The organism is Virgibacillus doumboii (assembly GCF_902806455.1).
Classification (GTDB): Bacteria; Bacillota; Bacilli; order Bacillales; family Amphibacillaceae; genus Lentibacillus; species Lentibacillus doumboii.
On the sequence record NZ_CADCWQ010000001.1, the window covers coordinates 50,827 to 73,782 of the forward strand.

Consider the following 22,956-nt stretch of genomic DNA (forward strand, 5'->3'; position numbering starts at 1 on the left):
TAATACAAATGATTACTTTAATTTCACCACCCGAGGGGAACTGTTTTAATTAAATAGTTATTAATTTTTTACAAATGGATTATTTTATTCCCTTTTACCAAAAACGGTTTACAACAATTCATATATTTGGTACATTGATACCACATAAGGTTGAAAATTTTGTCTTTTCAATCAATGATGAAACATGTGAGGTGATACAAATGAAAAATGGGTTATTACTCCATGAAAAGAAAGCTAATGGTAAATGACCAGAAATGAAAGCGTTTTAACAATCATGTTTCAGCTATAAGTTCGTAGGTCACCCACAAGAAAAACAGATAAGAAATCTTAATTACAAGGGAGGATTAGTATGTTTAAACCGTTTGGTGTGATTCCGGCTTTGCCTACACCTATGAATGAAGATAACAGCATTGACTTCAATGGTATTGAACAAATAATGGACTATGTAATAGAAGGAGGAGTGAATGGTCTTCTGGCAGGTGGGAGTGCAAGTGAATATTCACTTATGAGCTTTGAGGAAAGAAAAGAAGTCTTACAATTTGTCTGCAATTATTCAAATGGCAGCGTCCCGATCATGGCAGGTACAGGATGCCATCGAACAGAGGATACCATAGAACTTACGCAGTATGCAGCTGAAGTTGGTGCGGATTGTGCATTGGTCATTACTCCTTACTACATGCAAACGAGCAGGCAAGGAATCATTGATCATTACAAAACAGTAGCGGAAAAATCCAGCATTGGGATTGTGTTATATAATTATCCGGAAGTTACGAACGTTCAACTTGATCCGGAATTGATTTATGAATTAAGCCAAATAGATGGAATTGTCGGCATAAAAAATACCGATGAGATGCAGCACAACAGCAAAGTTATTTCTTTAACAAAAGATAATCCGAATTTTTCGGTACTGACTGGTTTCGAACATCTAATCCTTCCTGCACTGGCTGTTGGAGGGCATGGAACAATTGGGGTTGTACACAATTTGGTACCGGAAAAAATTGTCCGTATCTATGATTTAATCGTCCATGAGAATAATTTGCGGGAAGCCACCTGGCTCAACCAGGAACTTTTATCATTATATAACTTAATCGAGGAAGAGCCTATTCCAGGAACGATTAAGGCGGGATTGGAGGTATTGGGACTTCCTGGAGGGAAAAGCAGATTACCATTGGTCCCTGCATCGAAGGAGTTTAAGTCCACTATTGAAAAGAAATTAACTGATTTGAAAGAATTAAAGCTGGAGGGTCAAAAATGAAAGACGCCATTGTAATCGGCGGTGGGATTGCTGGATTATCTGCTGCATGGCGTCTTAAACACCATGATATTTTACTTTTGGAATCGAATGATCGTGTTGGTGGACGGATAAAGTCTGAAAGGCGTGGTCAGTACTGGTTGAATTGGGGAGGCCATGTATATGGCGGTCCCAATTCCGCCACAGGTGAGTTGTTGCGGTCGGTAGGGATAGACGCGCTGCCTGTACCTGGTATTTTATCTGCGATGTTTATGAACGGCAAACTGCTTGTAGATGGTCGGGTTGAAACCTATCCATTTAGGGTTCCGATGTCTTGGAAATCCAGATTTGCCTTAATGCGGGCTGGTGCGAAAGTACGTACCGCTGTAATGAAATACGAAAAGAAAGCAAAATTACGTCCTGGAGAGGGTTATAAGATTCAGCAGCAACGCGTACTTGATTTTATGAATGATAAGACCTTTACAGATTTTGTTGGAGAATTGCCAATGGATGCCGATGCAATTTTCAGGCCTACAGTAAGCCGTTCGACTGGAGATCCTGAACAAATAGCTGCAGGGGCAGGTATAGGATATTTCCATTTAATCTGGAATAAAAGTGAAGGGTTATCGAGAAATATTGTTGGAGGCCCTTCAACCCTTACTGAAACGATTGCAGTAGCATTAGGCAATCGATTACAACTGAATGCTAAAGTAAATGAAGTGTTTCATAAAGAGAACTCTGTTGTCGTCCGATATATCCAAGACGGAATAGAACATGAAGAGGAAGCACGTTATGTAATCTTAGCGACGCCGGCACCAATCACACGTCGTATTGCAGTCGATATAGAATCGAAAGTTGGGGAAGCGCTTGATAAAATTGTCTATGGTCCACATGTTAGCGCTGCCTTTTTAACCAATGAAACGAGTCCTCAAGTGTGGGATAACTTATATTCGATAGCTACGCCTAAAAGGTCTTTTGATATTCTGATTCATAATTCTAACCTTAATCGTTCAATTGAAACCGAAAGACAACCGGGAAGCAGCTTCATGACCTTTTCTCCAGCCCAACGCGGTCGCGAGCTTATTGATAAATCTGACGATGAGATTATTAAAACATATTTAAAAGATTTAAATGAGATATTTCCCGGATTTAGCGATTATGTAGTGGAAGCTCAAGTGACGAGATGGCCATTAGGGTCGGCTTATATTTTCCCGGACCGTGCAAAACTGCAATCAACCTTATTGCAGCCTGCTGGCAGGTTGCTCCTCGCAGGTGATTATTTAGGTACGCTTTATACGGAAACAGCTGTTCAATCTGGATTCAATGCCGCACAAGAGATTAATAGCTTACTGGGAACCATGCCTCTTGAATCCCAAAAAGGGAAGAAGTTTAACGCTGCAAATTGAAAACCAGAGCATTTTGAAGATATTTAAATAATATAGCGGGAGGAAATATGATGACAAAAATATATTTAGGTATATTATCAGCTATCATGTTATTGATAGTATTAACAGCATGTGGAGGAAGTGAAACCGAGGGAGCCGATAATAATGCTTTTATTGGTGAAAAACTGGACTATGAAATTACAGGAATTGACCCGGGTGCAGGTCTAATGGGGCTAACAGAAGAAGTGATGGCTGAGTATGGACTGGATGAGAACTGGGAGCTTAAAGAGAGCTCTGCTGCTGCTATGACGGGAGCCCTAGACGCTGCAATTAAAGAGGAAGAGCCAATCATCGTGACCGGCTGGATTCCACATTGGAAATTTATTGAGTATGATCTCAAAATGCTGGAGGACCCTAAAGGGGTTTTTGGCGGGAAAGAGGATATAAATACGCTTGTACGAAAAGGTTTAAAGGAAGATATGCCTGGTGCCTATAAGTTCTTTGATCAATTTGAATGGAAGCCGGAGCACCTGCAAAGCGTCATGCTGAAAATTGCAGAAGGTATGGAAGAGCAAGAAGCTGCTAAAGAATGGGTTGGAAATAATGAAGATGTCGTTAATAAATGGATTGAAGGAATTGACTCAGGTGAAGGTAAAACACTTAAAGTGCCATATGTTGCCTGGGCCGATGTGATTGCCAGTTCCAACACCATCAAATATGTATTGGAAAATAAGTTGGATTATAAAGTGGAATTAATGCAGGTGGAACCAGGCCCAATGTTTGCAAGTGTTGCGGATGGAAGTACTGATGCAATGATCGGTGCATGGTTGCCTTCAACACATAAGCATTACCTGGAAAAATATAAGGATGATTTGGTGGACTTAGGCGTCAACCTGACTGGTACACGCAATGGTCTTGTTGTACCAACTTACATGGAGATTGATTCCATAGAAGACTTAAAGAAAAAATAATACACTAGCTTTTGCTAAAAAACAGATCGCAGAAAATGACAAATTGTTTTTACAAATGTTTTCCGGGACAATATAGTTTAAGAGCCTGTCTGTTTAGTTAATCTTTTCTTCAAAGGCAGGCTCTACTTTTTTAATTAAATTAAAGGAGAATGTAAAAAGATGAAAAACAACAACAATCAACTGCAACTTGGTATGCATACGTATACCTTACATCTCCACGGCCTTGGAGAAAGCTGGGGGTTTGATTCTGATTACGCGTATGAAAAGTCGATCAATTTGATGGAATTGATGGATCTGGCCGTTGAATGGGGGATTGATGGTCTGCACATAACCAATGTTGATCTTGAAACGTTGGACCCCGCACGCCTGGCTGAGGTAAAGGCGGCTGCCGAAGCCCATAATCTATACTTGGAATACAATGTTTCATTTAATGCTCCCTCCGATCCACGTGTTAACTCTTCAGTAAGGGATGCCCTTGTTAATGCCAAAGCTATGGGTGCAGATCTTGTTAAATTCAGTTTGGACATCGAACGTCCCCGGCCTTTATATGGAACTTGCTTCCATCCGGATGTTATGAAGCAGCTGTCAGATCGCTGTAATGAATTTAAGGCCAATATTCCATTAATGGAGGAATTAGAATTACAGATTGCTATTGAAAATCATTGTGATACATATGCGGATGAAATCATCTGGCTGATTAAGCAGCTAAACCACCCGAGTATTGGTGCCTGCCTTGATACCATAAACTCTCTTAGTGTCTTAGAAAGCCCTGAAGCATGTGTTGAAAAAATGGCTCCCTATGCTATCAACTGTCATTTCTGTGATTATAAACTAGTAATCAATCCAGACGGAACACATTTCATTGGTACTGCCATCGGACAGGGTGACTTCGACTGTGAAAAGATTCTTAAGGAATTGAAAGAAAAGTCTCCTCTTAACCGAATTACCTTTGAGGTACCATATGCAATTGGAGAAGATTCCATGGAAGTTGCACGTGAAAAAGAAATGGAAGCATGTAAACAGAGCATCGATTATCTCCACAACAATTTGAAGGTAGGTGTAAGAGGTCGTTAACCTATTTTTTTGCAACGATTCTTTCATGCCTTTTTTAAAAGAAAGTAATGAGATATACTATGATTAAACTTACAGGTTACCTGTCGGCAGAAGGTGAAAGGAGATTCAAATGGTCTCACAAAAACAATCACTAATTACCGAAATAATTAATATGAAGGATTCTCTACCAAAAAAGCAAAGACAACTATGTGATTATATTTTGAAGAATTACCAAACGATCGGATTAATAACTGTTAAAGAGCTTTCACAAAATGCTAAAGTTGGCGTTTCAACCGTTATGCGTGCGATAAATGCATTTGGATATAACAACTTTCATGATTTTCGAAAAGATATCTTTGATGAATCACTGCCTGATCAATCAAAATGGACATTAAAGAAGTCCTTATCAGAAGTCCCAAATAATGAAGAGAGTACTCCAACTATCATGCAAGTTTGGAACGAATCTATGAATACACTGGATAAATCATTAGACTCCGATTTAATAGACAATTTTGAAGCTGCAATTGATGTTATCAGCCATTCCAGTCAGCTTAATGTATTAGGTACCAGACCATATAAGGCCATGGCTTTATATCTTGAACAGGTGCTTGGAGAATTTTACCCTAACATAAGGCAATTAAGTCATGATACCGAAGTGCTCTTTGATAAAATACTGCAATTTGAAAAAGATGAAGTATTACTCATTTTTGCCTTCGAGCCATATACGAATCGAGTTATACAAGCAGCTTTGCTGGCCCATCAACTGGGTGTTAAGATTATATTGATTACAGACCATATTTCTTGTCCTGTTATTCGATACGCTTCCGTAACATTACAAGTTGAAGTAAGCCAGAAACAATATTCAGTGGTACCAATTGTTGCCCTGATCGAGGCATTAGTTGTTGAAATGGGGAAACGTACCTCTGAAAAATCAATTCAAAAATTGAAAAAACTGGAAAGAACATTGATTGAGAATGGTGTGACTTATTCGTACTAGTAGTGGTGCCTGTCACTTCCCGGTTTTTGACGAATTTTGTCAAAGTTTATATTGCCCGGAACTAATAACTTGTAATTCTATAATTTATGCAAGCTACTATGCTGTCTAATGATGGCAAAGTGGCTTTTTTGTATGGGGAAGCATAGGGGTGGAACTCTTGCTTCCGGGAAGGAGGAATACCCTTAATTGAAATACTATTGCAAAAATATGCGGTAATGGTACACTAGTCATATCTTTGTTTCAAAAAAGGGGTGCAGACATGAAACTCATAGGAAAATTGTTGCTTGGCATTGTGAGCGGTATCATCATTGGGTTAATTGCCCCGGACTTTCTTTCCCGGGGGATTGTAACGTTTAAAGAAATCTTTGGGCAATTTTTAGGATTTACAATTCCGCTTATTATTATCTTCTTTATTGTCAGCGGGATTGCCAGTTTTGGTAAAGAATCAGGTAAAATGCTTGGTATTACTTCGGCGGTCGCCTATTCTTCATCTATTCTTGCGGGTACATTAGCATTTATTGTTGCTCTTATTGTTATTCCGATGCTCGTTGGGAATGGCGGGGGTTCAGCTGAAGAAACGGGCGGATTTAAGCCATTCTTTGAGTTGACGATTGATCCGGCTATGGGTGTCATGACCGCCCTGGTTCTTTCATTTGTGTTCGGTGTTGGAATTACACGGATAGAAAGCCCGGTATTACGGAGTTTTTTTGACGAAGGTAAGGAAATTATCGAACGGCTCATCTGGAAAATTATTATTCCGATTTTACCATTTTACATTGCAAGTATTTTTGCGGAAATTGCAGCGGATGGAGCAGTCTTTGAAACATTAAAGGCATTTGGACTCGTTCTTGTAATGGCTGTAGTCGTCCATTGGGTTTGGATTAGTATTCTTTATTTAGTTGCAGGCACATTTGCAGGAAAAAGTCCGTTTAAAGCATTAAAAAATATGCTCCCTGCATATTTTACAGGTTTGGGAACGATGTCAAGTGCAGCAACGATCCCGGTAACTGTTCGTTCGGCGAAGAATAATAAGGTAAGTGATGGAGTAGCTGACTCAGCCGTTCCGCTATGTGCAACGATTCATTTATCCGGAAGCACAATCACAATCGTCACGTGTTCGGTGGCCGTTATGGTGCTGTCAAGTGGGTTATCGCTTCCGACGTTTGGTATGATGATTCCGTTTATTCTCATGTTAGGGATTATCATGATTGCTGCTCCTGGTGTTCCGGGTGGGGCTGTTATGGCGGCACTGGGTCTCTTGGGTTCAATGCTTGGGTTTGATGATACAGCATTAGGCTTAATGATTGCCTTGTACATGGCGCAGGACAGCTTTGGTACAGCGGCTAACGTAACAGGGGACGGAGCGATTGCATTAATCGTTGATAAACTAACAGGCAACCGTTCAGCCTGAGGAGGTGCCTGTCACCACCCGGGTTTTGTCGAATTATATTATGTTGTTTAGGATGTATTTTTTTGCAGGAGTGTCTTTATAAGGAGAAGTTTAAAAACAGGAGTCTTGGGATGGACTCCTGTTTTTTTTATATTGCTGGACTTGCAAGATTTATAGAGCAATTTTCTATACAAAAAGGATTTTTATCGGAAATAGAGAAATATGTTAAAAAGCAGATTAAGGAGTTTTTTATTATGGAGAATTTAGATAAACAGACTATACTGCATGAACGAATGAAGAAACAGGGATTACTTGACCCCTTAGAGGACCCGGCAGATGTTGACGGATATAAAAATTTATTCAAACGGTTGCAGCCTGTGGCTCCGGTTCACAATTCAAGGCCCGGCGATCCGCCCAAATTAGTTCATCGCACTATTTTTGATGATGCTTTAGTAACTTCAAAACTTCGCCAAAAACATCAAATTGTAAAAGCCAGATTTCAGGGTGGCCGTGTTGGATATGTGTTTGAAGAAGATTTAAAACTGTTTACTCGTGTCTTTCAAAAGCCGCTTAAAAGATTAGACCCTATTCATGAAGAAATTCTGGGAACCATTCGAAGTTTGGGTGGTATTTCAAAGGATCAGCTAAAAAAGGAATTACGCTATTCTGCCAAAGAAATTACGAAGGCTTTAACAAAGCTGCAGGAAGCCTATCTAGTCTATGAGGATCAAATTGATACGGATTGGGATACAGGGTGGTTTGATTTTTCCGAAGAATGGTTTGAGGTACCGGAACAAACAGATGAGAGTGTGGAGAAAATTCTATTGCAATTTCTTGATTCTATGGTCTTTGCTAACTTGGATCAAATAAAAAGTTGGTCACAATTGAGAAAGAACTTACTAAAACGTATACTGCACCAGCTGGTTGCAAGAAATTTGATAGTTGAAGTAAGTGCTGAAGGTTTAGGCACTGGATATATGAAGGCAGATCCTATGGGCTTTGTGCAACGGAAAGTTCCAAAATCGGTATTTATGCTTGATAAGTCAGATATTTTAGTAAGGAGCCATTTAGATGAGCTTAAGTCTATTTATAAGGGTCAGGAAGTGCTGCAGTATTTGTTAATTGATGGTGAGTTTCAAGGTGCGGTTCTTGGCCATTGGCGGATAGGGCCTCATGATATTGACGATGTAACGCTATCCCTTAAACCTGAGCAGGCAACTATCAGAAAAGATGAGATTATAAAGGCCATCCGAAAATACTATACACCTGAAAGGACAAAAATTCTTAAATTTAATGGAGATACCATTGTATAGGTATGGCTGGTCATGAATGATAAGCATTAGTTATTTTTGACTTATACGACAACGCAACTCCAGCATAAATAGTGACAAACATTTATCCTTTTCTAAAGGTTTGACTAAATTAATAGTACCACTCCCGAACTTTCTCATCGGATGGCAATAGAAAAGTAAGAAAGCCCAACAACGGCAGAAGTGAGGCAATAATCATTGTTGTTGTTAAACCAAAGAGATCGATAAACGAACCCAATACAACGGCACCAATTGCTCCCATTCCGAAAGCCAGCCCGATAATCAGGCCGGACATGGTACCGATTTTACTTGGTACGAGTTCTTGCGCGTACACGACTGTCACTGAAAAACTGCTCATTAAAATTACCCCAATAACAGCCAGGAGAACCATCGCCAAAGTCGGCCCAACGTATGGCAGCAGGATTGTCAGGGGACTTGCTGCGACAAGTGATAGAAGAATAACATTTCGTCTGCCGAATCGATCAGCTAATGGACCGCCGATAAACGTTCCGACAGCGCCCATTGCCAAAAATATAAATAGATAAACCTGTGAATTGGCAATGGAAACCTGATATGTATCAATCGCATAAAAGGCATAAAAGTTGGAAATCGCTTTTGCATACCATGTCCGGGCAAACACGATGAAAACCAGTACAAAGATGGCACGTTTAACAGCCTTGGAAACCGCCTTGTTCGGTTGCGCAGCTGCAGTATTTTTTCTTTTTTCTTTAATACGCTCCATTTGCTCTTTATACCATTTCGCAATATATGTCAGGAAAAGAACTGCTAACCCGGCAATTAAGGTGAACCAAAGTGCACCTTTTTGACCAAGTGGTACGAGGATCAGCGCTGTAATAACAGGTGCCAGCGCCTGCCCGGAATTTCCGCCAACCTGAAAAATCGACTGGGCAAGCCCGCGCTTATTTCCGGCAGCAAGATAAACAACACGTGACCCTTCCGGATGAAAAATGGCGGATCCCAATCCAATAAATAGAACACTGACTAGAATTAGCCAGAAATTCGGGGCTAGTGCCAAACCGAACATTCCGATCATACTGCTTCCAAGCCCAATTGGCAACGCATAGGGGACCGGATTTTTGTCGGTGTACGTCCCGACAACAGGCTGCATGACGGAAGCAACCATATTTAATGTAAAAGAAATCAGGCCAAGCTGTGTAAAGCTTAACCCCATGGATCTTTCAATAATAGGAAACATGGCCGGGATAACAGCCTGAAGTGAATCATTCAGCAAGTGGCATGCTGAGATGATAAACAAAATCCGGTATATGGTTTGATTATCGCCAGGGGATGTAACGGTCTTCTTTTCCATTTGATGTCCTTCTTTCCAGGGTACTCTATGTGCTATTTTACCGTTTGGGAAATAAAATAGAAAGCTTTTAGAATAAGGGTGTTTGGGCGGGTTGGTGATAGGGGAAAGGAGCATAATTTTATTCATTTTTTGTTACGTGACAAATGCCAGTATAATTAGAAAGACCCCAGCAACTTGATTTAGCTGGAGTCATTTTAGTTACTGTTAACTTATAAAAATGGAACCATACTACCACCATCAACAACGAATTGCCTCCGTTTGAATCTGTATTCAGTTGGGGAGATTGCGGATAAACTGCAATTAAACCAGCCGCAAACGTCGAAGCATCTTCGCGTTTTAACAGAAGCCGGCTTGGTTGAAGTAATGCCTAAAGCCAACCGTCGTATCTATAAACTAAGGCCGGAACCGTTTCAGGAGCTGGATGAGTGGCTTAATACGTATCGTCGTGTTTGGGAAAAGAGAATGGATCGGTTGGATGATTATCTTAATGTTATGCAGGGGAAGAAACAGCTGAATTAATCAGCAAGAAAGGAAAAATAAAATGGATGGAGGACCTACTATGTCAAACCATGAAATTAAATCAAGGGTGGAGAACGATAACGTGCTGGTGTTGGAACGTGTTTTCGAAGCACCGCGTGATCTGGTGTTTCAAATGTTTAAGAAAGCTGAGCATCTCAAACATTGGTGGGGGCCAAATGGATGGGAACTCCCGGTTTGTCACGTTGATTTCCGGCCTGGTGGTACGTGGCATTATTGTATGAAGTGCATGGATAAGAACCAGGGTGAATTTTATGGGATGGAGTCCTGGGGGAAAGTCATTTACAAGGAAATTATTGACCCGGAGATGATCATGTACACCGACTACTTCTCAGATGCAAAAGGTACGATTGACGAAACGTTGCCGGCATCTGAAGTCAAATTGGAATTCATCGATATGGGCGAGGCGACAAAACTGGTGAACCGTTCTGCATATGTTTCTGCAGACGAACTCCAGAAAGTCATGGATATGGGTATGCTGGAAGGTATCACCGAAACATGGGACCGTTTGGAAGAGCATCTCAACAGTCTCAAATAAGTTTTTATTTTTGGAATGGAGGAGAAGTCAATGAGTAATCAAAAAATCATACCGCATTTATGGTTTGATAAAGAAGCGGGAGAAGCTGCAAACTTTTATACATCCATCTTTCCGGATTCGAAAATTATCAATTCTGCAACTGTTTACGACACACCATCAGGTGACAGTGATATCGTTACGTTTAATCTGTCAGGTTATTCATTCATGGCGATTAATGGGGGACCGCATTTTAAGTTCAATCCGTCGATATCATTTTTTGTCAATTTTGACCCTTCCCGGGATGAAAATGCGAAGGAGCATTTGGATCAGCTTTGGGATAAACTGTCTGAGGGCGGAACCCCGCTGATGCCGCTTCAGGAATATCCATTCAGCAAGCGTTATGGATGGATTCAGGATAAATACGGTTTGACGTGGCAGCTGATGCTCACCAATCCGGACGGAGAAGAGCGGCCTTTTATTGTACCTTCCCTGATGTATGTTCAGGAGATGTGCGGCAAAGCAGAGGAAGCAACTGACTTTTATCTTTCCGTTTTTAATGATTCAAAACGGGGAGCACTGGCACATTATCCAAAAGGCATGGAACCGGACAAGGAAGGGACCGTAATGTTTACGGATTTTAAGCTGGAGAATGAATGGTTTGCTGCAATGGACAGTGCGCAGGCTCATCCGTTCCAATTTAATGAAGCCATTTCACTGCTAGTTAAATGTAACAATCAGGAAGAGATCGATTACTATTGGGAGAAGCTTTCCGCTGATCCAAAAGCGGAACAATGCGGCTGGTTGAAGGATAAGTACGGTGTATCCTGGCAAATTTGGCCGGCTGTTATAGGAGAAATGATGGCAAACGGAACGCGCGAGCAAATGGAACGCGTGACCAAAGCATTTTTGCAGATGAAGAAGTTTGATATTTCGGCGTTGGAAGCGGCGTATAGAGGGGGGGAGGGTTTTTGGTGCCTGTCACTTTCCGAGTTTTGTCGAATTATGTCATATTGTGAGCCGTGGGGAAAATCATCCCCCATGGCTCAACTACTAACTCCCACTATTAAAATAACCCATTTTCGTTACGAGATTCCTCTGGTACAGGTATGCCCAAATCCCATAATTCAACAATTTGGTTTTCATGGAAACGGAAGATATGCACAACAGCTGCTCCAGGGTCTCTTGGACTCTGTTTTACATGGGAGTGAACCGTAACCATTTCTCCGTCTTCCATAGCTCGTTTGACGTCAAAAATCTTTTCAGGAGCCTCAGCTGCATTCTCTTTCATTGCCCGCTTGAGTGAATCTGCATCACCCGGGAAATAGGGATTATGATGGCGAAAGTCTTCACCTATGTGTTTTTGGTATGCTTCATCCACATTTCCTGTTGATACAAGCTGCAGAAATGATACAGCCTGCTCTTTTAAGGTTTCATTACGCTGCTTTTCCGTATTCATATCCATCATCCTTTCGATTATGGCGAAATGACTTGTCCAGTTTAGTTTACTACAAACGTTGACTTTTTAATTTTGTCAGCTTCCTTTTAAATTTATCAATATATCCGGGTTCCTTCAAGGTGTGTTGATCGGCTTTATGGGGAAGTGAAAAGTCTGCATGAAAAAGGAATTTCAATCGAAGAAATCGATAAACAACTTTTTCGGTGAAAGTTCCCAATTACTTTTGTATCTGAAGGAGAGTGGGACTCTATACATATAGTCACTTCTATTGTATCAGATATTAAGTAGGTCTCTATGTTTCCTGATATAAACTACTGTCACTTACCGGTATTTACTTGTCTGGTTTATTTTATTACAAACGTTACATAGGAGTGAACCATACCCATTTGAATACACCTCTAGCAGAAAACCATACCTGTCGTCCCACTAAAGATATGGTACTTACAATACAATACCAATCATATTCTTATAAAAGAAACCAATAGAAAGGAGGTCGAAACGTTGAAAAAAGTTAAAGTTAGCTTACGGCCCATTGTAAGCAATTTAAATTTACCCACTGTTATAAAGTCAACTATACTTCCAGGTGACTCAATGGAAAGGTTATTTATTGCAACCCAGGTGGGAGAAATCTTTTCTGTAGGAAACGGGGAAATTAGAACTTTTTTGGATATTCGCTCGCGGATCATAGAATTGGGCTCTTCCGGTGGTGGATATGATGAACGGGGATTGTTGGGACTGGCGTTTCATCCGGAATTTTATTATAACGGTTTGTTTTATCTTCATTATTCAGCAGCCGGAACACAAGGCCCGGGTGCTCTTCCTGAATCTTTTACTCCTGACCCGTGTGATCCCCAAACATTAAACCTGAAGTGGACAAATCGAGATACACAATATGATCATATTGATACCGTTGAAGAATGGGGGTTACCATCGAATGGCCAACCTCAAATACGACGGACATTGCTTAACTTAAGAAGACCATTTTCGAATCATAACGGTGTTAATAGTTTAAACTTTTCACCTGAAACAGGGAAACTTGTTTTAACAACCGGAGATGGCGGATCAGGCTATGATCCATTTAATTTGAGCCAGGACGATATAGAAATATGCGGGAAAATAATTGAGATTGATGTTGCCGCCAAGACTTTTGTCCATCATCCTCCCGTAGTGACACGTTTTCATGAACTGCCCGCTCCTGTTCAGGAAACACTCACGGTAATTGCCAAAGGGGTTCGCAATATTTCGGGTATTTCTTTTCAAAGGTATTATGATCAGTATATGAAATATGTGGGTAATGTCGGACAGGAATTGGCAGAGTCGATTTTTTCATTTTTACCTTATAAACCAATACCGGTTCCTCAGCTTGTTCAAGCGTCTTTAAGGAACATCGAACTTGACCAGGAAGGATTTATTAACTTTGGCTGGAGAGCGTGGGAAGGTGCATTACCTGCTTCAATTATAAGAGAGTGTACTAATAATCCGAATTTGGATGAGAAAACGATTGCTTATTACGATGAAGTAATTAAAACTTCAGTGAAGCGGATTCAGCCTTTAACCAGTTATTTTCATCAGGATCCCCGCCCTGATAAGTTTGAGGGAACTGCACTTACAGGGGTCCAGCCATATATGGGCAGAGACATCCCCGCTTTAACGGGGAGTGTTGTGTTTACCGATATTTTCCGGACAGATAACTCTCAGTCGCCTGCCAGAGGGGTTTTAGCTTATACCAGGGTCCGACCGGATTGTAAACTGAGTGATTTTAGTGTGATTGAAACCGATTATGATTTTGGTTCTCAGTCTGCTTATTTTGTTAGTCTGGGAACGAACCCGGACCAAAGCCGATTATATTTAGGTGTTTACGGCTCGATGAATGTAACTGACTTTAACCAGGGTACTGTTTTTGAAATTGTTCCGTGACTAAATCATAATCCTTTTTATTCTTTTAAAAAGGATTAATGCAAGTTCAACCCACAGCCAGTTATAAAGGAAAGTAAATAAAAAAATACCTCCAGTTGTAAGAAGTGAAAAGGAGTCACCTGCGACCGGGCCTAAAATGGGAAAGTGAAAAGTAAACAGCAGACTCATTATCTCCAACATTAAAAGTACAGAGCCGGCAGCTATAATACTTATTCTTTTTCTAAAAAAGGAAAATGCTGTCCCAATGCCAAGTCCCAACAATCCCGTTGTAAAAGGAAATATAATAAGTTCCGTTGGCTGTAAGATGAATAACAACATAATTGTCAGGAAGTAGGAAATTACACCAAAGGAAAAAGAAAACATGGCGCCTAACAAAATAGGTGCAGTGGCAAGTGGACTTATAAAATATCCGATACCCGGTAGAAAGCCGCCAGCAGCCTGAAAAACAGCAGCAAAACAGGCGAAAATGGACACTAAAATGAGCTTCATCGTTTTTTTATGATTATCGAATATTTGTTGAAATGATCGAACCTCATCAGAAACAGGTTTAAGAAAATACATCGTTTAACCTCCAATAAATGATTAATGCGTTACCATTATATGTATCATTTATTGGAGGTTGAACTTACTACTGTCCACACATCAATATCCTGTGTAATGAAAGTAAGCAGATATAACTATTCACTCGATCGGAGACGATTCTGTTGCTTCCTTTAAAAAAAAGCCGTCCCTATGCTTCCAAATAAGTTGGCAGCACGGAACGTCCCATTAAAAAGGTGTCGACTTGGCGGGCTGCTTCTCTGCCTTCATTAATTGCCCATACGATTAAGCTTTGACCGCGTCTGGCATCTCCGGCTGTAAATACATTTGGTGCATTCGTCGTGAAGTCACCGTATTTTGCATTCACCTTTCCATTTACAGTATCGAGACCAAGCTGTTGTGTCAGGCTTTGATCAGGTCCTTCAAAACCGATTGCGATAAAAACCAGCTGTGCAGGCCATGCTTTTTCTGTGCCGGGTATTTCACGGAAGACGTGTTTGCCGTTGTCGTCTGTTGTTTTTTCCATTTCCACAGTATGCACTTCTTTCAACTCTCCGTTTTCTCCGGCAACAAATCGTTTTGTCTGGATACAGTACTGGCGCGGATCCTCCCCGAAATTAACTGCAGCTTCCTTATGGGCATATTCCACAGTAAAAATATCCGGATATGCCGGCCACATGTTATTTTCTGTTCTGGCAGCTGGAAGTTTCGGGTGCTTACCAAACTGCACCACACTGTTGCAGTACTGCCGGAGTGCGGTTGCAATGCAGTCTGCACCCGTGTCTCCACCTCCGATTACGATGACATCTTTTCCTGCTGCATTAATATATTCGTCGCTGTTCATCGTTCCATTCAACAACTTCTTCGTGGATGCCCTCAGGTAATCCATCGCAGCATGCACGCCGTTAATGTCCCTGCCGTCAATCTGTAAATCCCGCTGCTTTTGCGCTCCGATACAAAGGATAACGGCATCATAATCCGCAGTTAATTCCTCGGCGGAGATGTCTTTTCCAACTTCTGTGTTCAGCATAAAATTGATGCCTTCCTGTTTCAGAAGCTTGATTCTCCGTTCGACCACTTCTTTTTCCAGTTTCATATTCGGAATGCCGTACATCAGCAGTCCGCCCGCACGGTCATCACGTTCAAATACCGTCACGTGATGTCCGGCCTGATTCAATTGGTCGGCACTGGCCAGGCCGGCGGGACCGGAGCCGACAATGCCGATTTTTTTGCCGGTTCGGTGTTTGGGAATGCGCGGTGTGATCCACCCATTTTCAAACCCTTTATCAATTATTGTCCGTTCGATGCTTTTGATGGTTACGGCAGGATCGGATATCGCAAGTGTGCATGATCCTTCGCAAGGTGCGGGACAGGCCCTCCCGGTGAATTCAGGGAAATTGTTCGTTTTTAACAGCCTTTCCAGCGCTTCCTTCCATTTACCCTTATACACCAGATCATTCCATTCCGGAATTAAATTATAAATCGGGCAGCCTGTTGTCGTACCGTTGATAACATCGCCTATCTGACAAAAAGGTGTTCCGCAATCCATGCACCGTGCTCCCTGCCGTTTTAAAGCTTCATCAGAAAACGGCACATCATATTCATTCCAGTCATTTATCCGGGTAAGCGGATCCCGTTTCATCGTCTCCTCACGTTGAAATTCCATAAAACCTGTAGTTTTCCCCAATGCTATCACCTCTTTCGGTAGTATCAATCGCAAATCATTTCGCCTCTAGCGGGACCTCCCGTAGCTTTGTTTTCTGGGCGGTTGGCTGTTGCTGCTTTTTTGATTGAAAGGCATACATCGCAGCTTCCGCTTCAGATAAGCCGTCATGTTTATATGCCTGGATTTGTTCCTGCATGTATTTGTATTCCTTTGGGATAACTTTTACAAAATTTCCGGCAGACTGATACCAATTTGATAAAATAAACCCGGCTTTTGTGCTGCCTGTATACTGATAATGGTTTTGAACGAGTTGCTTTACTTCTTCCATTTCAATAGCATCAGATAGGGTCTCAAACATAACCATATCCTGATTGCATAATTGTTTGAATGTCTCCTGATTTTCTGCGTACACATACGCGACACCGCCTGACATACCGGCAGCAAAGTTTTTTCCGGTTTCATCCAGAACAACGACACGTCCGCCTGTCATATACTCACAGCCATGGTCTCCAATACCCTCAACGACCAAGTTTGCGCCACTGTTGCGGACTGCAAAACGCTCACCGGCATGACCGTTTATATACGCTTCACCGCTTGTAGCGCCATAGAATGCGACATTACCGGCTATGACGTTGCCAAATGCAGTTGCTTGTGCTTCCGGCGGGGAGGAAATAATTATTTTTCCGCCTGATAATCCTTTTCCGATATAGTCGTTAGCGTCACCCGTTAAAAATAAGGACATACCTTTTGGAATATAGGCACCAAAGCTTTGTCCCGCTGAACCATTAAATCGCAGAGTAATCGAATCTTCCTGCATTCCGGTTTCCCCGTAGTGCTTTGTGATCTCGCTGCCTGTAATTGTTCCGACTGTGCGGTGAATATTTTTAATTGGCAGCTCCAGTTCCACCTGTTGGTTTCGTTCAATAGCCTGATTTACAGCAGGCAAAATCTCCTTTATATCAAGCGACAGATCAAGCTCATGATCCTGCTTGGTTTGATTGGTTGATGGGCCATCCACTTGAAAAAGCAGTGCAGATAAATCCAGATCTTTTGCCTTCCAGTGTGTTTTTGCGCGGTCACTTATGTTGAGCACATCTGTCCGGCCGACCATTTCGTCAACCGTTCTGAACCCGAGTTCGGCCATGATTTCTCTGACTTCCTGTGAAATAAACTGCATAAAATGAACGACATGATCGGGATCGCCCATGAATTTTTTTCGCAGTTCGGGATTTTGCGTGGCGATTCCAACAGGACAAGTATCTTTATGACACACCCGCATCATCACACAGCCAAGGACGACAAGCGGTGCGGTTGCAAAACCAAATTCTTCGGCACCAAACAGTGCTGCCATAACGACATCTTTTCCAGTCATTAATTTCCCGTCCGTTTCCATAACAACGCGATCTCTGAGTCCGTTCAGCTTGAGTGTCTGATGTGTTTCAGCAAGACCAAGTTCCCATGGAAGCCCGGTATGTTTGATGCTCGTTTTTGGTGATGCGCCAGTTCCGCCATCATACCCGCTGACTGAAATAACGTCTGCCTTACCTTTTGAAACACCTGCTGCGATGGTGCCGATGCCGGCCTTGGCGACAAGCTTTACACTGATGCGGGCATTGCGGTTGGCATTTTTTAAATCATGAATCAGCTGGGCCAGGTCTTCAATCGAATAAATGTCATGGTGCGGTGGTGGTGATATCAGGTCAACTCCTGGAGTGGACCCGCGGACATCAGCAACCCATGGATACACCTTGCTTCCGGGCAGCTGTCCGCCTTCTCCGGGTTTTGCACCTTGAGCCATCTTTATCTGTAACTCATCCGCGTTCATCAGGTAATGGCTGTTTACGCCGAAACGTCCCGAAGCAATTTGTTTAATCGCACTCCTTCGTGAATCACCGTTTTCATCCGTCGTAAACCTTTCCGGATCTTCTCCGCCTTCCCCGCTGTTGCTTTTCCCGCCGATACGGTTCATGGCAACAGCCAACGATTCATGAGCTTCCTTGCTTAACGATCCGAATGACATGGCACCTGTTTTAAACCGTTTGACAATTGATTCAACCGGCTCCACTTCATCGATGGAAATGGCGTTTGTTTTCTTAAACGTAAACAAGTTTCGTAAAAAATTCAGCCGCTCTTCATTTGCTGCTTGTGAAAATTGCTTGAACAGTTCGTAATCGCGCCGCCGGCATGCCCATTGCAGTAGATGGATGGTCTTCGGGTTGAATGCATGATGTTCCCCTGTTTTACGCCATTGAAAATCACTGCCTGATTCGAGGGAATCGTCGATATTATTTTCATAGGCTTTCTGATGCCGCTTCAAAGCTTCTTCGGCAATGGTATCCAGCCCGATTCCGCCAAGCTGGGAGACAGTTCCTGTAAAATAACGGTCGATAACTGACTTACTGATGCCAATAGCTTCAAATATTTGGGCGCCGCGATAACTTTGAATCGTTGAAATTCCCATTTTGGACATTACTTTGACGATGCCTTCCGTAATGCCGTTGATATAGGATTTTACTGCATGTTTATAACTGAATGACAGATGATTTGCTTCAATTGCCTTGCTCAGCGTTGCGTAAGCAAGGTACGGATTGATGGCATCTGCGCCGTACCCGATTAAAGCTGCAAAATGATGTACTTCTCTTGCTTCTCCCGTTTCAGCAATAATACTCACTTTTGTCCGTGTACCCTGTCGAATCAGATGCTGATTCAATGCACTTACTGCAAGCAGGACAGGAATCGCAGCATTATTTTCATCCATGTTCCGGTCTGACAGGATAAGGATATTAACACCGTCAGCCATCATGGTTTCTGCTTTCCGGCAAATTTGTTCCAGTGCCTGTTCCAGGTTTCCGTCAAATCGTGTGTCAATTGTTTGGGAAGCAAATCCTTCATAGTTGTCCGTTTGTAACAGTTGCAGCTGCCGATTGGAAAGTACGGGTGTTCCAATCCGAAGTTTCCGGCAGTTTAATTCAGTTGGATGCAGGATGTTTCCGACAGGACCGAGCATGGTCATTGTCGAAGTAACCAGCTGCTCACGATAAGCGTCAATTGGAGGATTGGTGACTTGTGCGAATAATTGCTTGAAATAAGTGAATAGTGATTGAGGGTAATCAGATAGCACCGCTAATGGGACGTCATTCCCCATCGCACCAATCGGATCTTTTTCATCCGTTACCAGCGGAATTAAATAGTTATGGATATCTTCGTGCGTGTAACCGAATGCTTTTTGTTTTTTTACCAGATTCCGGATTGAATCGCTATTAAAAATTTCTACTTTATTTTTGAGGATTATCTGTTGTTTATCAAGCCATTGCTGATATGGGTTTGCAGTTGTGATTTCTGTTTTAATTTCCTCATCTGAAATGATTCTCCCCTTTTCCATATCGAGCAGCAGCATTTTCCCCGGACTGAGGCGGTCTTTGTACAACACTTGATCTTCATCCACATCGATGACACCCGCTTCCGAGGAATAAATCAAAAAGTCATCTTTGGTGACGTAATACCGTGCCGGCCGCAGTCCATTTCTGTCCAGAATCGCACCGATCTGTTTTCCGTCCGTAAAAGAAATGGAAGTTGGACCGTCCCATGGTTCCATTAATGTGCTGTGATATTCATAAAAGGCCTTTTTATCGCTGGACATATATGGATTGTTATCCCACGGTTCAGGAATAAGCATCATCGCAGCATGAGCCGGTTTTCGTCCGGCGAGTATGAGAAATTCCAGTGCATTATCCAACATCGCCGAATCACTGCCGTCGGAATCAAGAACCGGAAGCACTTTTTCCAACTCATCACCAAATACTTCCGATACAAATTGTTTCTCGCGTGCCTGCATCCAGTTTATATTCCCTCGCAGGGTATTAATTTCCCCGTTATGCATCAAATAACGGTTCGGGTGTGCCCGTTCCCAGCTCGGAAAAGTATTGGTGCTGAAGCGGGAATGAACCATTGCGAACGCAGATTCAAATGTCGTATCCACTAGATCCGTATAAAATGTGTGCAGCTGTTCCGGGCGAAGCAAGCCTTTATAGACAATCGTCCGGCTCGACAAACTGGAAAAATAAAATGCTTCTTCCTCATCGGTTGCTATTTTTTCTGCCTGTTTCCGTATGACATACAGTTTCCGTTCAAAATCAATTGTGTCTGTTAGGGAAGGGTTGGCACCAATGAATACTTGGCGGATAAACGGACAGCTTTCCCGCGCCGTCTTACCGATGGAACTGATATTCACCGGCACCGTTCTCCATCCAATGACAGTTTGCTTTTCCTGCCTGATAATCGAATTGATTTTTTTCTCCAATTTTTCCTGATTGTCCGTATCGTTTGTGAAAAAAACCATTCCAACCCCGTAACGGCCTTTTTCCGGCAAACTTAATTCCGGACAAGCACCCCGGAAAAAAGCATCCGGAATCTGGACCATCAACCCGGCACCATCTCCCGTCATTGCATCACCGCTGCCGCCGCGGTGGTCAAGCCGGCAAAGCATCTGCAGTCCTTTTTTGACGATGTCATGCGTCGGTGTGCCATGCATGTGCGCATATAAACCAATGCCGCATGCATCATGTTCCAATTCAGGGTGGTACAGGCCCTGCGCTTTGGGTATCTTATTGTAACGCATCTTTATCCCTCCCTTTAGATTTTCGTTCAATTCAGTATTTACTGTGTATTCTTAATTATAGGTTTACCAATCAATCGAAACAATATATAATTTAGATTAAATTAATCGATTTTTGATATAGATAGGATGATGGGGATGGAACTGCGCCAATTACGTTATTTTATGGAAGTGGCAGAACGGGAACATGTATCAGATGCCGCTGTTCATTTGCATGTTGCCCAGTCAGCGGTAAGCAGGCAAATTGCCAACCTGGAAGGTGAACTGGGCGTCGATTTGTTTAAACGGGAAGGCAGAAATATTAAATTAACCCAAATCGGGAAAACCTTTTATACCCATGTTAAGATTGCCATGCAGGCGATGGATAATGCCAAAAAGCAGATTGAAGAATATCTGGACCCTGAGCGCGGAACGATTAAAATCGGCTTCCCGACCAGTTTATCCAGTCACCTCATGCCAAACGTCATTTCTGCATTTAAGGGTGAGTATCCGAATGTCCGCTTCCATCTGCGGCAAGGTTCCTATCATTTTTTAATCGATTCCGTAAAACGGGGCGATATGGATGTAGCATTTCTTGGACCGGTCCCAAGGGATGAACCGGAAATTGAATCCCACATACTATTTTCGGAACACATTCTGGCGCTGCTTCCGATAAATCATCACCTGGCCGATCGAACAAGTCTGTACCTCAGCGATTTAAAGCATGATGAATTTATCAGTTTTCCAGAAGGTTATGTACTGAAAAAAATGATTATGGACACATGCAAGCAGGCAGGATTCGCCCCAAATATCTCGGCAGAAGGGGAAGACCTTGATGCGATCAAAGGGCTTGTCTCCGCGGGAGTCGGTGTTACCCTGCTGCCGGAAAGCTCATTTCATGAATCAACCCCGAAGATGACAGTAAAAATCCCGCTGGAAATCCCGGAAGTCACACGAACCGTGGGAATCATCAAACCAAAGGAAACAACTCTGGCACCATCAGAAAGAGTATTTTACGAATTCGTCAAACAATTTTTCTCACGATTACAGCAATTTCAATAGAGGAGGAAGCGTGGGGAGGCAGGACCGCGGGGACAGGTTCCTTGGTTCACTTTAATCATCCATCTGGGAGTCTGACATCTTTGGCAGGTCCTTAAGTTCAATAGTCAGGGAAGGAATTCAAGCGAAAATATCACTGATGCCTGAAAATGCGAGATATAAATTAAAGGATACGCTTGAACGTATTATAAATGAAGGTTCGGGCGGATTAATAGCAATTATTCTGTAGCAACTAAAATTAGTTGCTATTTTTTTTCACATTAATAATTCAACTTTCGCACCAATAGTATAGGCTCAAACAGTTAAATTTGTTAATCTCGAAACGTTTTTGAGTTGTTGCCTTGACAACCTCAGTAAACATAAAAGCCTTTTGTACACAAAAGATATAATCAGCTTAACAGTTTGAGTGAAAATATCCCCCCTGCGCTGTTATATATGCGAAGCTGGTGTAAAGGACAAAAGGAAGCGAAAACATTGATGAAAAGTGGTTCATCGGAGTTATGAAGGACAAAAGGAGATAAAAACATCAATGAAATGTCCTTCCTTAGGGATACAGGAAAAAACGGAAACCTCACTAAAATATTTTACCGTTAATGCAAAGTCAACCTTAGTAGTGTAACTTTGACCCCCCTAATTCCTTCAAGGCGTATGTGTTCATTTTTACGCTGCGAAAGTTGAGTTATTAAGAAACTGCAAAATCACTTGCTAATGTAATTTGAGATACAAAAAAAGAGCAATTTCCTTATTGAAAAATGCTCATTGTTATTAAACTAACGCTCTAGTTAATGCAATAAGAAAGTAAATGCTATTGAGTGGTTTATAAATAGAATAAAGCGCATTATTTAGGTTTATCAGCTCCAAATAAGAAAGATAAATTCCTCAAATTCCTTGTTGCGTGTATTAGCAAACCCTTTGCCTTCATCTGTAATTACAAATCCATGAAAAAAGTAGTTCAATTAATGGTACAAATTACAATTTTGTACTTCTAAACTGAGCTACTTTG

The 22,956-nt window shown here is 42.0% G+C and carries 16 protein-coding genes and 2 pseudogenes; 13 read left to right on the plus strand and 5 right to left on the minus strand.

What is annotated here, in order from left to right:
- The first annotated feature begins 349 nt into the window (after positions 1–349).
- The 7 genes from dapA to G6R02_RS00270 all read left to right on the plus strand — a co-directional run bounded on the left by dapA (position 350) and on the right by G6R02_RS00270 (position 8,340).
- Positions 350–1,255: a 4-hydroxy-tetrahydrodipicolinate synthase gene (gene dapA / locus G6R02_RS00240; RefSeq protein WP_164667244.1), complete on the plus strand. Its 906-nt coding sequence runs from the start codon at positions 350–352 to the stop codon at positions 1,253–1,255.
- Positions 1,252–2,637: a flavin monoamine oxidase family protein gene (locus G6R02_RS00245; protein ID WP_164667245.1), complete on the plus strand. Its 1,386-nt coding sequence runs from the start codon at positions 1,252–1,254 to the stop codon at positions 2,635–2,637. Before dapA ends, G6R02_RS00245 begins: the two co-directional genes overlap by 4 nt.
- A 50-nt stretch (positions 2,638–2,687) precedes the next feature.
- A complete protein-coding gene (locus G6R02_RS00250; RefSeq protein ID WP_164667246.1) occupies positions 2,688–3,587 on the plus strand; it encodes a glycine betaine ABC transporter substrate-binding protein in 900 nt (299 codons plus the stop codon).
- A gap of 159 nt (positions 3,588–3,746) precedes the next feature.
- Positions 3,747–4,661, plus strand: a complete 915-nt coding sequence (locus G6R02_RS00255; protein WP_164667247.1) for a sugar phosphate isomerase/epimerase family protein — start codon at positions 3,747–3,749, stop codon at positions 4,659–4,661.
- 109 nt (positions 4,662–4,770) lie between these two features.
- Positions 4,771–5,637 (plus strand): MurR/RpiR family transcriptional regulator, encoded by an 867-nt coding sequence (locus tag G6R02_RS00260; RefSeq protein WP_164667248.1) that lies wholly within the window; start codon positions 4,771–4,773, stop codon positions 5,635–5,637.
- 259 nt (positions 5,638–5,896) lie between these two features.
- Complete coding sequence (locus G6R02_RS00265; protein ID WP_164667249.1) at positions 5,897–7,048, plus strand: dicarboxylate/amino acid:cation symporter; 1,152 nt, start codon at positions 5,897–5,899, stop codon at positions 7,046–7,048.
- A gap of 233 nt (positions 7,049–7,281) precedes the next feature.
- A complete protein-coding gene (locus G6R02_RS00270; RefSeq protein ID WP_164667250.1) occupies positions 7,282–8,340 on the plus strand; it encodes a DNA glycosylase AlkZ-like family protein in 1,059 nt (352 codons plus the stop codon).
- 109 nt (positions 8,341–8,449) lie between these two features.
- Here G6R02_RS00270 and G6R02_RS00275 read toward each other — a convergent pair whose 3' ends face one another.
- Positions 8,450–9,667, minus strand: a complete 1,218-nt coding sequence (locus G6R02_RS00275; RefSeq protein WP_164667251.1) for an MFS transporter — start codon at positions 9,665–9,667, stop codon at positions 8,450–8,452.
- A gap of 225 nt (positions 9,668–9,892) precedes the next feature.
- On the opposite strand from G6R02_RS00275, the gene G6R02_RS00280 reads away from it, so the two are divergent.
- From G6R02_RS00280 to G6R02_RS00290, 3 genes and pseudogenes are all read left to right on the plus strand, one after another.
- Positions 9,893–10,186 carry an ArsR/SmtB family transcription factor gene (locus G6R02_RS00280; RefSeq protein ID WP_246202595.1) on the plus strand — a complete coding sequence of 98 codons (294 nt, stop codon included), beginning with the start codon at positions 9,893–9,895 and terminating at the stop codon, positions 10,184–10,186.
- Positions 10,187–10,226: 40 nt separating this feature from the next.
- Positions 10,227–10,742, plus strand: coding sequence for an SRPBCC domain-containing protein (locus G6R02_RS00285; RefSeq protein WP_164667252.1), 516 nt, complete (start codon positions 10,227–10,229; stop codon positions 10,740–10,742).
- 30 nt (positions 10,743–10,772) lie between these two features.
- Positions 10,773–11,543, plus strand: a pseudogene (locus tag G6R02_RS00290) (VOC family protein); the annotation flags it as partial.
- 241 nt (positions 11,544–11,784) lie between these two features.
- Here the strand turns inward: G6R02_RS00290 and G6R02_RS00295 are convergent.
- Positions 11,785–12,177, minus strand: a complete 393-nt coding sequence (locus G6R02_RS00295; RefSeq protein ID WP_164667253.1) for a nuclear transport factor 2 family protein — start codon at positions 12,175–12,177, stop codon at positions 11,785–11,787.
- A 501-nt stretch (positions 12,178–12,678) separates the two neighbouring features.
- Between G6R02_RS00295 and G6R02_RS00300 the strand changes: the two genes are divergently transcribed.
- Positions 12,679–14,094 carry a PQQ-dependent sugar dehydrogenase gene (locus tag G6R02_RS00300; RefSeq protein WP_164667254.1) on the plus strand — a complete coding sequence of 472 codons (1,416 nt, stop codon included), beginning with the start codon at positions 12,679–12,681 and terminating at the stop codon, positions 14,092–14,094.
- Here G6R02_RS00300 and G6R02_RS00305 read toward each other — a convergent pair whose 3' ends face one another.
- The 3 genes from G6R02_RS00305 to gltB all read right to left on the minus strand — a co-directional run bounded on the left by G6R02_RS00305 (position 14,095) and on the right by gltB (position 20,918).
- The gene (locus tag G6R02_RS00305) at positions 14,095–14,655 is read right to left on the minus strand and encodes a hypothetical protein (protein ID WP_164667255.1); all 561 of its coding nucleotides are present in this window, start codon (positions 14,653–14,655) and stop codon (positions 14,095–14,097) included. It lies immediately after the preceding gene.
- A gap of 169 nt (positions 14,656–14,824) precedes the next feature.
- On the minus strand, positions 14,825–16,321 hold the full coding sequence (gltD, locus tag G6R02_RS00310) for a glutamate synthase small subunit (protein ID WP_164667256.1): 1,497 nt from the start codon (positions 16,319–16,321) through the stop codon (positions 14,825–14,827).
- Positions 16,322–16,355: 34 nt separating this feature from the next.
- Entirely contained in the window at positions 16,356–20,918 is a 4,563-nt protein-coding gene (gltB, locus tag G6R02_RS00315) for a glutamate synthase large subunit (protein WP_164667257.1), read from the minus strand.
- Between the two features lie 135 nt (positions 20,919–21,053).
- On the opposite strand from gltB, the gene gltC reads away from it, so the two are divergent.
- On the plus strand, positions 21,054–21,956 hold the full coding sequence (gene gltC, locus G6R02_RS00320) for a glutamate biosynthesis transcriptional regulator GltC (protein WP_164667258.1): 903 nt from the start codon (positions 21,054–21,056) through the stop codon (positions 21,954–21,956).
- 58 nt (positions 21,957–22,014) lie between these two features.
- A pseudogene (locus G6R02_RS00325) lies at positions 22,015–22,182 on the plus strand (sporulation stage IV protein A); the annotation flags it as partial.
- Between the last annotated feature and the right edge of the window lie 774 nt (positions 22,183–22,956).

Coding starts and splice junctions, on each gene's coding strand:
- dapA (WP_164667244.1), top strand. CDS start 350: ATGTTTAAACCGTTTGGTGTGATTCCGGCTTTGCCTACACCTATGAAT.
- G6R02_RS00245 (WP_164667245.1), top strand. CDS start 1,252: ATGAAAGACGCCATTGTAATCGGCGGTGGGATTGCTGGATTATCTGCT.
- G6R02_RS00250 (WP_164667246.1), top strand. CDS start 2,688: ATGACAAAAATATATTTAGGTATATTATCAGCTATCATGTTATTGATA.
- G6R02_RS00255 (WP_164667247.1), top strand. CDS start 3,747: ATGAAAAACAACAACAATCAACTGCAACTTGGTATGCATACGTATACC.
- G6R02_RS00260 (WP_164667248.1), top strand. CDS start 4,771: ATGGTCTCACAAAAACAATCACTAATTACCGAAATAATTAATATGAAG.
- G6R02_RS00265 (WP_164667249.1), top strand. CDS start 5,897: ATGAAACTCATAGGAAAATTGTTGCTTGGCATTGTGAGCGGTATCATC.
- G6R02_RS00270 (WP_164667250.1), top strand. CDS start 7,282: ATGGAGAATTTAGATAAACAGACTATACTGCATGAACGAATGAAGAAA.
- G6R02_RS00275 (WP_164667251.1), bottom strand. CDS start 9,667: ATGGAAAAGAAGACCGTTACATCCCCTGGCGATAATCAAACCATATAC.
- G6R02_RS00285 (WP_164667252.1), top strand. CDS start 10,227: ATGTCAAACCATGAAATTAAATCAAGGGTGGAGAACGATAACGTGCTG.
- G6R02_RS00295 (WP_164667253.1), bottom strand. CDS start 12,177: ATGAATACGGAAAAGCAGCGTAATGAAACCTTAAAAGAGCAGGCTGTA.
- G6R02_RS00305 (WP_164667255.1), bottom strand. CDS start 14,655: ATGTATTTTCTTAAACCTGTTTCTGATGAGGTTCGATCATTTCAACAA.
- gltB (WP_164667257.1), bottom strand. CDS start 20,918: ATGCGTTACAATAAGATACCCAAAGCGCAGGGCCTGTACCACCCTGAA.
- gltC (WP_164667258.1), top strand. CDS start 21,054: ATGGAACTGCGCCAATTACGTTATTTTATGGAAGTGGCAGAACGGGAA.